Annotated in this window: 10 protein-coding genes; 5 read left to right on the top strand and 5 right to left on the bottom strand. The window is 50.5% G+C overall.

The features are described from left to right. Positions 1–3: 3 nt before the first annotated feature. The 4 genes from S7335_RS22395 to S7335_RS22380 form a co-directional block, all read right to left on the bottom strand. On the bottom strand, positions 4–2106 hold the full coding sequence (locus tag S7335_RS22395) for a 3'-5' exonuclease (protein WP_006458168.1): 2103 nt from the start codon (positions 2104–2106) through the stop codon (positions 4–6). 153 nt (positions 2107–2259) lie between these two features. Then, positions 2260–2613: a tyrosine-type recombinase/integrase gene (locus tag S7335_RS29035; protein ID WP_369791696.1), complete on the bottom strand. Its 354-nt coding sequence runs from the start codon at positions 2611–2613 to the stop codon at positions 2260–2262. A gap of 203 nt (positions 2614–2816) precedes the next feature. Beyond that, entirely contained in the window at positions 2817–3443 is a 627-nt protein-coding gene (locus tag S7335_RS22385; RefSeq protein ID WP_038019507.1) for a plasmid pRiA4b ORF-3 family protein, read from the bottom strand. Between the two features lie 25 nt (positions 3444–3468). Next, positions 3469–4527: a tyrosine-type recombinase/integrase gene (locus S7335_RS22380; protein ID WP_006458374.1), complete on the bottom strand. Its 1059-nt coding sequence runs from the start codon at positions 4525–4527 to the stop codon at positions 3469–3471. A gap of 259 nt (positions 4528–4786) precedes the next feature. On the opposite strand from S7335_RS22380, the gene S7335_RS22375 reads away from it, so the two are divergent. The 5 genes from S7335_RS22375 to S7335_RS28585 all read left to right on the top strand — a co-directional run bounded on the left by S7335_RS22375 (position 4787) and on the right by S7335_RS28585 (position 7069). Continuing rightward, on the top strand, positions 4787–5023 hold the full coding sequence (locus S7335_RS22375; protein WP_038019504.1) for a hypothetical protein: 237 nt from the start codon (positions 4787–4789) through the stop codon (positions 5021–5023). Continuing rightward, on the top strand, positions 5023–5442 hold the full coding sequence (locus tag S7335_RS22370; RefSeq protein WP_006457993.1) for a type II toxin-antitoxin system VapC family toxin: 420 nt from the start codon (positions 5023–5025) through the stop codon (positions 5440–5442). Before S7335_RS22375 ends, S7335_RS22370 begins: the two co-directional genes overlap by 1 nt. 35 nt (positions 5443–5477) lie before the next feature. Beyond that, complete coding sequence (locus S7335_RS22365) at positions 5478–6026, top strand: hypothetical protein (RefSeq protein WP_038019501.1); 549 nt, start codon at positions 5478–5480, stop codon at positions 6024–6026. Beyond that, positions 6019–6681 (top strand): hypothetical protein, encoded by a 663-nt coding sequence (locus tag S7335_RS22360; RefSeq protein ID WP_006458093.1) that lies wholly within the window; start codon positions 6019–6021, stop codon positions 6679–6681. The genes S7335_RS22365 and S7335_RS22360 overlap by 8 nt, the downstream gene beginning before the upstream one ends. A 217-nt stretch (positions 6682–6898) precedes the next feature. Continuing rightward, positions 6899–7069: a hypothetical protein gene (locus tag S7335_RS28585; RefSeq protein ID WP_006458227.1), complete on the top strand. Its 171-nt coding sequence runs from the start codon at positions 6899–6901 to the stop codon at positions 7067–7069. A 509-nt stretch (positions 7070–7578) separates the two neighbouring features. Here the strand turns inward: S7335_RS28585 and S7335_RS22355 are convergent. Next, positions 7579–12561 carry a caspase family protein gene (locus S7335_RS22355; RefSeq protein ID WP_006458142.1) on the bottom strand — a complete coding sequence of 1661 codons (4983 nt, stop codon included), beginning with the start codon at positions 12559–12561 and terminating at the stop codon, positions 7579–7581. Positions 12562–12665 lie beyond the last annotated feature (104 nt).

Raw genomic sequence — 12665 nt, 5'->3', positions numbered from 1 at the left:
CTTCTACTTCTCCGCCGACTCTTCTAGCGCTTCTAATTCAGGATCAGTCAAGATATCTTCTAAAAACCGGCTTGGATAGCCTACCCAGGTCAAAATAGCCTCGTCTCTTGCTCGCGTTAACCCGACATACAACAGCTGCCGCTCCCGCTCTAGCAAGTCCGACCGTAGCTGCTGGTCTTGCACATCTTGTAGTAGCGATCGCTGCGGCACCTGCTCGTCTGATACATTCACCACAAACACAGACTTAAACTCAAGCCCCTTCGCTCTATGCAGTGTTCCCAACCGCACACCGTCGCCATTAGCCCCTTCGCGCGCAATGATTTGGCTTTTTACTTTATTGCGTGTCAGCGCTGCCTGAATCGTCTGTAAGTCGGCATTGGTTCGGCTGAAAATAGCCATTTCAGCCAAATCCAGCCCTTCTTTCTTCATTCGCTTAATCTCGCCAGCGACATACTTCCACTGCTGAGCCTGCGTTTTGGCCGGATGTAGTACTGGCTGCGGCCCTTTAAGCAAGCTCACCGTTCCTTTTCGCTTCTCTAACCCACCATCTAAATCATCGCCGCTCTCCCCAACCAGCTTGTCTGCAAAGCGTCTGATTTGCTCGGTGGTGCGGTAATTGATTCGCAGGATGTGCGATCGCCCCTGCACATTCACGCCTAATCCCTTAAGACTAAACCTGCCGCCATAGATTCGCTGCCCCCCGTCGCCTACCAGCATCAGCGTATTTCTTCCCTTTCCAGCTAACGCTCCCAGCAGCTGAATCTCCTGAGGCTGTAAATCTTGCAGTTCATCGACAACCACTGCGTCAAAGGGACTTTCGACGACACCTGAAACAACAAATTCCCTAGCCTGCCGACAAATACTTGACCATTCCGCCTTCCCTTCGGCTTCTAGCGTCTTAATCATCCGCTCAAAGATTGGCCAAATCTGCTCTCTACCCTTAGCCGACAAAGGAAACCCTCTCCCTGCTCGGTTAGCGCTCTTGTACTGCTCCCAGCGAGTGATTCCCTGGTCTTGAATAACCGTTTCCCACTCTGTTAGCAGCATCACCGGATCTAGCGGACAGCTAGGAAAATGAGCTGTTTCAATCAGAGACTTGATATATGACTTCTCTACGGGTTGTAGCTTCTGTCCCTTGCTCGTCGCCAACCTAAGCGCTTGCTTATGGACAGTACTGACCGTAATTAACGCTTTTTCCTCAGACGTACAAAGCAAGTCCAGATTGCGCTCAATATTCTCGCAGAGCGTCTTCACATAGCTTGTCAGCAGCACCTTCTTGCCTTGTCTAGCTAAATGCCTTGCTCGATGCATTGCCACTACAGTCTTACCTGTACCAGCGCTTCCAGTTACTTTTACTGGGCCAGAAAAATCCCCAGTCGCTAGCTGCTCTTGAGAGGGATGCAAAAAAGCAATCCAAGTCTCTAAGGGAGCCTCTAGCATTCTCAGCAAATCGTCACTGTCCTTCAAGACAAAGAAACGACGTTTCACATCCTGTTGCTCTATTAGCGGCTGCTCAGCTGGAATAGCGGTAGGTGGTGTCACAAACTCACCTGCCGCTAAACAGAGAAGGCGCTCTCCCACATCATTTGGTAAATCTAAAACGGCATCTATCAGCACCTCTTCCAGTTTTATCTTGCGCAAAGTGGGTACCCACTTTGCGGGTACGCCCAAGCTCAGTAGATAATCATCCTTATGCTCGTCAAAGATACCTGAGGAAGCATTATCAGTCTTGCTCCAGTCATATCTCTGGTCGTAGCTCTGAATTTGCTGCTCCACAACCTCAGGGGATGCAATAATTTGCAACGCTCCTGTCTTAGAATGCCGCGCTATCTGCTTCGTTTCAGCCCAGTGATAGGCCGCATCGTGATGGTCAGCATGTAGAACCGTCCAAGTTTCACCATCTTTGTAAATGACGGCCCTTAGCTCCTGTGAAATTCTTGCTGACCAAAGGTTTTTGTTGTTCGTCTTCGTAATACGTTCAAGGCTCAAGCTCGGGTGAGCCGGATTTTCTAGAAACTTAGTCAAAAACGTCCAGACACGCTTCGCTTCTTTGGCTGCTAGTCTAGAAACTGCGCTAGGAAGCGCCTGATCGATTAGAACAGCCATAAAAAGCACAAATTAGATACAGCCAGAGGATTATAGCCTAAGCGCCATAGTAATTTTTCGACTGTAACGCTTGCAGTACCCCACTTATGAGCAGTGGTGAAGCCAGAGGTCGAAACACTATGAGCAATCATATGTTGTAAATCCCATGTTCTCCTAAAACAAACCACTACCTGATTCAGAGGGCTCAATCAAGTCGTTGAACGTATCTTTAGCCTTCTTCTCCAGCGCTCTTTTTGTGTACCGTTCAGAAGTCACTGGCGACTTGATCCGCATCAACTTCCGCACATAATCCGGCGACATGTCATTCATCACGAGCTGCGTACCAAACGTATGACGCAATCGATGCGGATGTACGTTCTCAGTTGACTCAGCAATCGCTCCCAAATCCTTCACCATCTCGTAGATGCCCCAGTAGCCCAGCCACTTCCCATAGCCGTTCCTCGATAGGCTTCTAAAGAGTGGCTCACCTGAGCCAGTATCAAACCCTTTGCGTACGCACCAACCCAGATAGCTGCCTAGCGCCTGACGAGCGTTCGGCGCTAACGGTACTGTCCCATTGCTACGCTACTTCGCTTCACTTATTTGTACTGTCTAACCGTTGTATTCTCCTATATTCAGTTTTGCTAACTTCCGTGGCGCTCAGTCTACACTTAAGCAGTTCAAAGAAGGGATGGAAGAGAAACCTACGTGAAGGCTGCATTCCTTTCCTATCAAAAGATATAGCCATTAAACTCAGCCGTATCACGAGGAATTGTCTTGAGCCGATCATTGATCTCGTCGAGGTCAGCGTCCTCTGGGTCAAAGGGAGTGCCTAACCATTCGAGCCTCAATGCATGTTCAGGATGCTTGGGGTCTTTGATGGCTTTTAGCAACGCCTGATACCCCCACGTCCCCCCACAATCCTCAGGTGGGCAAGCCCTCTTAGCCTTAATGCAGACAGGATAGTGAGTATCACGCTTGGCCGTAAGCGCCTTCTCGACCAAGACTTCATGCGCCCAAGCATCGCCGAAGTCATAGAGGTAGAAAAACGTAACCTTCTCTCCTGTCACGACCTCGCTCAACATGAGCGACGATTCGTCACGCCTATCCAACTCATCGAGGCCCAGACCAGGCCTGCGCATAGAATGCGCCGTCCCCTGAATTGAAAACGAGTGTAGATGAGCCCCCGTCCAGCCCATGGCAAATTGAATCGCCCAGTGCAGATCTCCTAACGTACTGTCACCTCGCACCTGCACTCGTCGCCAAATTACGGGACGAATGCCTTTGAGTGTGATCTTGAGCTGGTAAACAGTCTGGGCTTCTGGTTGAGAATTTGCCTTTACACACGTCTGAGAGATGCAATCTAGGGCGAGTTAGCAGTTCCTATTTAACTTCCTCAGTTACCGTCGTTTGGCTGAGCGCTAAATCAGATGCAACGCTGAGATCAGCAACCTGCTCCCCATCACTATCCCTGCTCGATAGCCCATACAGCTCATCAAACGCTTCCTCCATCTTGATATCGAGAGCGCGATCGCTATACCGAGCAAAGACGCGATCCGACTTAATCCTGACCAATCGCTTCGCCAAAATGCTATCCATCCCCTGCGCCACCAAAGACGTTGCACAGGTATGTCTGAGACGATGGGGATGAACATCTTCTAGCTCACTGGCCGCAGCCAACTCCTTAACCAAGTCATAGATGCCACGGTAACCCAGTCGCTTGCCTCTGCTGTTCCTAGACAAGCTAACCAATAAAGGAGACTCAGGCGTCGTGGCCATGCCCTGTCTTACCAGCCAGCCTAAGTAGCTATCTAAAGCCATGATCGCCTCCGGCTTCAGAGGCACCTTGCCGTCACTACCCCACTTCGCACCTAGTACATGGACTCGTTTTCCATCGTAGTCTTCAATATTGAGCGCACTCACCTCGCCAGCCCTAAGCCCATGACTGAGTAGCTGCAAGATAGCGAGATCTCGAACCTCAGACTCCCCTCTGTAGTTCAGTCCATCGAACAGCGCATCGACCTCAGCTTCATCTAAGTCCTTCGGTGGCTTCGGTGCATCCTTCAACTGCTCAATGGTTAGTGTAGAATTGCGTGAAATATAGTCTTTCACCGTCAGCCACTTGAAGAAGCTCTTCAGCGAGTTAATCGACTGATTGATAGTCGCAGGCGACAGCGAACCACCCTGCTTACTCGGTAGCGCCTTCAGATGCTGCTTATAGCGGTCGATATCGCGGTGAGTCACCTGCTGCCAGGGCTTTTGCGCCCACTCATAAAACTGCCGCAGCTGCCGCTCGTATACTTTGCGCGTATTCTCAGCCAGCTCACGCACCCGCAAGAACTCTTCTACCCGCTGCCAGTTCAAGTCAGCTGGCGGCGCGGACGGCGGCACCGCGGGCTGACCGACCTCGATGAATTTAGGCTGAGGCATCTCACGAAGCATCGAAAAAGCACTCCCTATTTTTGAAATCTAAGCGAGCGGTAAAGCCTCATCGTACCTGACCACCCCTTATTTACCTAAATCTTACCTCAAATAACTGTACTTATATGCATTACACTAAAAATCAGACTAAAACCATAAACTGACGAGGTGCGGTATGATAAAGCTATGTACGGCAGGTGGTTCAGGCTACGAAGTGGATAGCCTGCTCTAGCGCCAGTTAGTCTCAGTTGAGCCATTTGTATTTCAGGAGCTACTAACGATGTCACCGCTCGCTCAACAAGTCGTGGAAGAAATCGAAGCGCTACCCGAAGTAGATCAAAAGCAGATCCTCGATTTCGTTAAGTTCCTCAAGGCCAAACGCCAGCAGGCCGAAACGCAATCATATAGTGAAGAACCTAAGTCCTTCGCGGAGGTTGCTCGCGCTTCTATCGGTGCAGTGAACGGCCCTGGCGATCTTGCAACTAATCCAGCCTACATGGAAGGATACGGCCAGTAATGCTTCAGAAGGTCATCGTTGACACCAGTGTTTTAGTTGCTTCGATTGACCAGAGCGAACGTCATCATACGTGGGTGGTGCAGCAGTTGGAGCAGATGGAGCCGCCGCTACTGACTTGTGAAGCGGTTATCTCTGAAACGTGGTTTCTTCTAGGCCGTGTGAGAGGCGCTCGTGAAGCGTTTCTACCTTACTTAGAACAGGAACAGCTTCAAGTCGTGTTCTCTTTAGAGTCTGAGATTGCTTCTGTTCTCGCTCTCATGAAGCGCTACGAGTCAGTTCCGGCTTCACTTGCAGATGCGGAGCTAGTACGAATGGCTGAGCTATATCCTCGGAGTTCAGTATTCACCTTAGATAGCGACTTTCAGATCTATCGCAAGTATCGGGATATACCAATCCCACTGATCTTTCCTTCTGTTTAGCTGCCTTCAAACAGCTCGTACTCTATTTCGTGAATATGGCCCGTCGAGTTCCCAAGAAATGTGTGGAGTGTGCACCGCTTAGTGCGAGCCAGGCGCGGCAGCTACATGGGAAGAAAGGCGATGGCTGTTGGCATGACAAGCGCTGTCCTAGCAAGCGTTCTTACTATCGCAATCGCCAGCGGTTGAATGAGCAGCGGCGGTTGCAGTATCAGCAACAGGTTTCCGGTGCTGCTTCCAATAAGGGACAGGTAGAAGAAGTATCGCTGTCGGTGGCCGAGGGGTCGATGCCTTATGCCAACCTGTATATCTGGCGAGAGAAACGCAAGGATGCACCCGTCCATGCGATCGCTGCTTCTGTGTTCCAAGATGGTGCCAAAGTGTTGGAAGTAGCCCCGATTCACTGTGCTGGCTATCGGAAGCGACAGTTAGAACGCTATGTTCAACAAGAGGTGATGGGCTATCTGAATGCGCGGTTTGGTATCGCCTACTTTGCTGAGGAGATTCGGTTAGAGCCAATCGAGTGTCCGATTGCGGGGTGTCCGTGGAGCGATCGCTTAAGTCAGTCGGAGATAGCTAATGGTTAGTGTGCGGCAGCTAGAACTGAACTTAGAGGTTGCGATTGAGGAAGCGGCTACGGTTCCAGAGACAGCGGATGTTCTTGGTTTGTGGAAGCAGTTTGAAGAAGAACTATCTGAGCTAAAGCAGCGCGATCGCCTTCGAGTCGCTGGCGATGTTCTGATGCAGCTAGCTGGACTGTGTGAAACCAAGTCAGAAGTACTCTGGGAAGATTGGCAGGATGCGAACAACGCAGAAGGGCCAGTTATGGATGGCGACTGGCTTCAGGGAGTGACTAGACAGACCCAGGAGCTAGACTTCTCAGAATTAGTGAATCGTTTCTATCGCACGACTAGTGAGCTAGCCAATGAAGATAAAACTGATGAGGATTCTGTTGCAGGTGATGTAGAGAAACTGTCGGTCTTGGACATGCTCGAAGCGTTGGAGGATGCTGGGCTCAAGAGTCAGGCGCTGGCCGTCTCGCATGCTGAGCATGTGTCTGACTGGGTGAAGGCGTTGGCAAATGAACAGACAAACACACCGCAGCGATTGGTTGATCTGCAAAAGCAACTAGAGATGCCGCTGATAGAGGTGTGGATTGCCGCGTTGCTCGGCGGGTTTCCAATGGAACAACGCGGTAGTTTTTATCAAACGCAGGAAGTTTGGGTTAGTAGGGGTAGTTGACGCCTGAGCAGGAGAGCATGTCAACTGGAAAAGCGATAAGAGCTGCGTTCCCCTCTATGCCAGTCGCCATTGCGAGCACCCCCCGAGAGGATGTTCGAGACTCGGTTTCGGGCTTTTATATGAAATCCGGCTGATAAGTCACAATATAGGCAAGTAGCATTCAGCGCGGCGTTGTCAAGTTGAGCTCAATTAGCCAATTTTAGGACAGTTTTGTTAAGTGAGTATTGTCGGAACAGCCTTTGAACCGATACGCGGTCATTTTCATCCCCATCAACACAAACAAACCGCTTCAGACTATCGAGAAACGATGCGCCAGCGGATCGAAAGTTGGCGGTCGATGACAGGAGTAGGCGCGTTGGCGCAGCCTCTCGATCAGAGAATCGCATAGTCCAATCAGATGATATTCCCTGAATAAAGCTGTCCTGAAATTGGCTCATCAAGCTCAACTTGACAACGCCGTGCTAGCCAGTCTCACTCCGTTCTGACCAAACACGACAACCTGGTTTTAGAACCCGCCTACCTTCACTGTCGCCTAATACCCGATGCCCTTGACGTTTGATACCCTATCGAACATCAGTGGTTTGTGCTGAAGAACCGAATGCGAAAGCAGATTCAGTCAGGCAGAGACTTTCGCGAAGTCGTTGACGAGGCTTTTTGCAATGCGTCCTAACCTTTCAGCGGATTGCTATAACTGGCACTATCACGGTCTTCTAGCCTTTCAAAGTGCGTTAACAGTGAACCCGATGGACTAGCTGACTGACTCATTGGCAAGACAGAATAATGCGCTAATTATTCAGTATCCTACCTTTTTCGAGTATGCGTTTGCCCTGTCTACTCTGCCGACGAGCTCTCTTTCTTGTTTGTCTCTTCCCTTAGTCACTAAAGAGCGATTTGTTATTACAACACCCTTTGTGATGACTGACTGTAAGGCTGTTCGCCAACTTCATTGGCACTGTAGTAGTCTTGCAGCCAGTTATCACCGTGAGTAACCAAATCGTTGAGATTGAGCGGCCAAGACATCAGGTGTATCAATCCGTCGGTGTCTCCTACGGCGAGGAGGTTGCATTGAGGATGAAAACAAACTGACACACACGGATTCTGACTGCATATCAATGACTGAGTCAAGATGCCCTCTAGAGACCAAGTTTGGATAACATTTGATGAACTTGCAAAGGCGAGGCTAGAACCATCTGGACTAAAACTGACATTATAGGCAGGGCCACTTTGCTCCGGCAGGGCGTTGAGTGGTTCGCCATCAATGTCCCAAACCTTAATTGTTCGGTCCTGGCTTGCTGTTGCTAGCTTGCTCCCATCAGGACTCAAGCTGAAAGCAAGAATCATATTGCCATGAGCTTTGACGACTCGAACTAAAGTTCCATCTGGCTGCCAAAAATATAGGGAGCCATTAGATGTGCCGGAAACAATGGTTTTACCCTCTTGCGCGAAGGTAACGCACACTACTTCATTGCCGGGGTGAGGGAGTGTTACCAGTAAGCTGCCTTCTGTAGACCACAGCTTTGCCGTTCCATCGGCACTGGCCGAAACAATCATGTCATCACTTGGGCTGAAGGCTGAGCCGTAGACCCTCCCGCTGTGCCCCCTAATAATCTGGGATAACGAGCCGTTGGTGTGCCAAAGCTTAACAGTTTTGTCAAAGCTCGTTGAGGCGATGAGCTGCCGATCAGGGCTAAAGTTAACGGCTGTGATTAGGTCTTCGTGGGCTGGATATTCATGAATTTGCCTTCCATCAGGGTTCCATAGCCTGATGGAACCATCCTGACCGGCTGAGACTAGCGTTTCTCCTGCAGCATCAAAACGTAAGCTATTGATGTAACCCTGATGGCCCTTAAGAACTGTGTGTAGGGGGTTTTGCCAGTACCAAAGTTTGATAACTCGGTCTGCACCGGCTGATGCCAGCAATGTATTGTCTGCACTAAGTGTGATCTCAGAAACTGTTTCACGATGACCAGCAATTGTTGAGTGTAGTGTCCCGTCCATGCCCCAGATTTTGATAGTGCTATCGAAGCTGCTGGAAACGATCACCGGTCTCTCTGTGTGGAAAATTGCTGCTGTTATGCTGTTGCTGTGGCCGTTGAGTGCAGTGATTAAAGTTCCATCAAGGTGCCAATGCTTAATGGTTTGATCGGCGCCTGCGGAAGCCAGCGTTTGACCATCTGGGCTGAAGCAGAGACTGGTAATGAGACCATCATGCCCCGACCAGTTGTTGTCCAAGGTTCCATCAAGTTGCCAAAGCTTAATGGAACCATCGGCACTGGCTGAGGCTAAGTACTGGGTATCAGGGCTGATGGCAACACGGTGGGCTGTGTCCTCGTGGGCCTGGAAAAGATTGATTTGTGAGCCATCCCATCGCCAGAGGCTGAGATGGCCTGAACTGTCTGAGGCAGCAATTATCTGTCGATCAGTATTTAGACTGAGGCTATTCACTGCATCTGGGCAAGTAAGTAGGTGAGTAAGCTCCCCCTCTATTCCCCAAATTTTCAGCGTTGTATTTTTACTAGCCGAAACAAATTGCTGACCATCAGCACTGAAGGCGACATTAACGACTGCCTCTGAATGGCCAGCGATCGTATTCAGCAGGGTTCCGGTTGTTTGCCACAGTTTGATTGTCCCGGTTAAGTCGCCGGAAACAATCAGCTCACCGTTTGGACTGATGCTCACGCAAGTAACAACATCTTCGTGGCCGTATAGACGATTTAGTTCCTGCACGTTGGTACAAACGTGGTGAAGTACTTGAATAGTCTCAGTTCTCAGGTGTTGAGATACCGTCGGAAGTTGTTGTAGTTTGTGACCTGCTTTAGTGCTGCTGATCAAAGCCTCTAGTTGACGGTCGGCGTTGAGGTGAGCTTCAGCAATGAGATTTAAGGCTTTGACACCATCTTCCTTCGCTTGATGTTCTTGTTGGCGTTGAATCTCGCGGGCGATCGCGCTGGCTTGAATAAAATCTTGACAGACCTTGGATATCTCACCACCGCTGCAAATCTCCTCAGCTTCTTCTAGCCGAATCCCTCTAAGTAAATCATCAGCTGGTTCTCCCTGAAGTCGCCATTTAGCTGCAAGCTGCTCAATCTGCCGCTGCAGGCGTAGACGGGTACGATTAGCTTCTAGCCACTGCTGAAGTGTGGGCCAGTATCGAATTAGTACCTCATGGGCGATTTCGACGGTTGTAACCTCGGACTTCCCATACAGGGAAGAAGAGTCGGGCTGATCAAGGTTCAGCTCTCTGGTGGCATTAACGATAATCAGCTTGGCAGTAGTAAGAGCTTGGAGGGTACGTTCAACGACCAATGTTGAATATCTGGGGACCATGAGATCCGCCTTGCGAGTTCTACGTCGAGTGTCTTCAGTACCTTCGCCTAGCTGAGCTAGGGAGGTGAAGATCCAGCGCGCACAGTCTTTTTCCTCCGGGGTGAAATTGTCATAAACAGCCTGAGCTTTGCGCTCTAAAGCACCTCTAATGCCGCCAATTTGCCGCTGATAGGCCTGCAGTTTCAGCTTTCCCCCTTGTCGGTGGTCCCATAGTTGTTCCAGAACAAACTCTAAGAGGGGTAATCCTCCAGCAGCGTCCTGCAGTTCCTGCAAAAGAATTTCAACTAGCTCTGGCTCAACGGTTAACCCTACTTTTTGAGCAGGTTGAATAATGGCTCGTTCCTCCTCAGCTATGGCAAGCTGAGGAGGAACAAGAACCGTAGATTGGCGTAGCTGAGCAGCAAGGGCTGGCACTTCTAGGCCAGCAGCAATAAAGTCGGCACGGAGAGTGATGACTAGCTTAAAGCGATCGCCTGCCTGCTCAAGAGCACCCAATAGCAGATTAAAGAACGACTGCCGCGCTGTTTCAGGAGTTAAGGTGAATAGCTCTTCAAACTGATCAATAATCAGCACCACCATCGGTTCCAAGCGGCTTCGCAGCCATTGCACAAAGCCAAGCGCTCCCGCTTGCAGAAGTTCATCTAGAGATAGTGCCTGCTCAGGTATGTCCTGGGTTGGTGAATGGATCAAACATTCATGCAAGGCTACAAGGGGCTGGGAACCAGGGCGGAAACAGCCTAGCCACCACTGCTCACTGCCAGGAATTTGGTTGCCTCGTCGGAGTTGGGCCATCATCCCTGCCTGCACCAGCGAGGATTTACCGCTGCCGGAGGCCCCTACCAGTGCCAGGAAAGGTTGATATCGAAGAGCGTTAATCAAGGTCTGCGTGAGCTGTTCGCGACCAAAGAAATAATCTGCATCCTGTTCAGTGAAAGCGCTAAGGCCCATGTAGGGGCAAATTTTTAAATCTGCATCGGTATTTGAGGTTTCGCGCTGTTCTGGGATCACTTCGATGATGCCTTGAGCGCCCGACAGCCAGGTATGGAGCTGGATGTCTGTGTCTGCTAGAGCCTGTTGCAAGTGGGTAATCCACCCTGCTACTGGCAACCCTTGAGCTGGTGCGACAGCTTCTAGCGTGGATAAAAGCGCCTGAGAAAATTGCTCGGTTTGTTCTCTTGGCGTTGTCGCCGTAATGATGCATTGACTTTGCTCTGGGCCAAGGTGGAGGTCTTCGATCCAGTCTGTGAGCGTATCGGAGCCAGGGCAATCTAAAATCAAGATTTGCTGGAAGGAACTAAGCTGGCGGAGCTTTTGGCGCAGCCAAGACCGGCTGTATCGAATATTACCCAGGACTAGCCAGTCCTCACCATCGGTGGTGGTTTGGAGAGTGCCCCGCAGATAGAGCAGGCGAGTGGGTGAGTTGTGGTTATTAGGGGGGTGCTGGCTGGCTGTAGCTAACTGCGCCTTAAACCATTTGTCGATGGCAGTCTGAACGTGAGACCAGGTTTGCCGGGGCTGGGGCCAGTATTCGAGTTCAAACTGACCTGTGCTTTGGAGGATGCGGCTGATAGCAAGGGAGGTGTGATTAGGGCTAAGTCCATCTACCACCAGGGCCAAACGAGGCTGGGTTTTAGCGGCTTGTCTGGGGATATGGCCAATGACCCACTCACCGATGTCTTCTACAATCCATTTGGGCGTTTGGGCAGGATAGGTGGGCAGGAGTTCGACTTCGCCGCGACCTCGTTTTTGCTGATTGAGCAACTCAATCTGTTGATTGGTTTTGTCGATATGTTTCAGGGTTTGGTAGTAGACGTAGCGATAGAGCTGACTGACGGTGATATTGCCCTGGGTGTCGGCGGCTTCTCCTTCCAAGCCCTGGATTAGATAGTGGGTAAAGATGCCATGCCCCAAATCGGAGCGCTCCCAGGAATATTGGTTCTGATCGCAGGAGAGCAGAGCGTAGAAGCCTTGGGTTTGGCTAGCGTGTTGTCTGAGGATGCCTGTGAGCTGATGGGCCGGACTTGCACTTGCAGATTTTGGGTTGGGGGCTGAGTTAACATCCTGTAGGCTCAGGCTGCCGCTGCGACAGGCATCCAGAATCACGAGCTGGCGATGGGCTTGACAATGTCTAAGCTGCTGTAGTGATCCCACCAAGCTCAATCCGGTGTGGCGTAACGCTTGGCTGTCAGTATCAGCAAGGCAGAGAAAGGGCTGTTTGGTATCAGGATCGAGGAGGGCGTGCCCGGAGAAGTAGCCCAGAACTGAGTCCTGGGCTTGAGCCTGGTTAATAATTGCTGCGATACTGTCTTGAACTACAGTTAGGTTGGGTGTTGACGTTGAGCCGTCATGGTGAATGCTCCAATGCGTTCGGGTCAATGGCTGGGTGGCGGTAGTTAAGGCGCTGACGAAATCTTGGCAATCTGCAGCAGCAAAGTGAAGTTCTGGCAGGCTCAAGACTTGAGTCTGGTTGACCCCAATGGCAAGTATCCAGAGCACTGGGGTGGAGACTGAGTTTTGAGATGGTTGGGTAATCTGACCCCCGACAGGTGGCATTGCTGGACTTTCTCTTTTGACTTATGCAAATCCTATCGGTATCAGGTTCGATACAGCAGAAACTTTAGATTTCCTACCTAAGAAAACCTATATCTCTCATCGCA

This window comes from Synechococcus sp. PCC 7335 (genome assembly GCF_000155595.1).
In the GTDB taxonomy this organism is placed as follows: domain Bacteria; phylum Cyanobacteriota; class Cyanobacteriia; order Phormidesmidales; family Phormidesmidaceae; genus Phormidesmis.
Note: the sequence above shows the minus strand (reverse complement) of the source record. Positions and strands in the feature narration are given on the sequence as shown.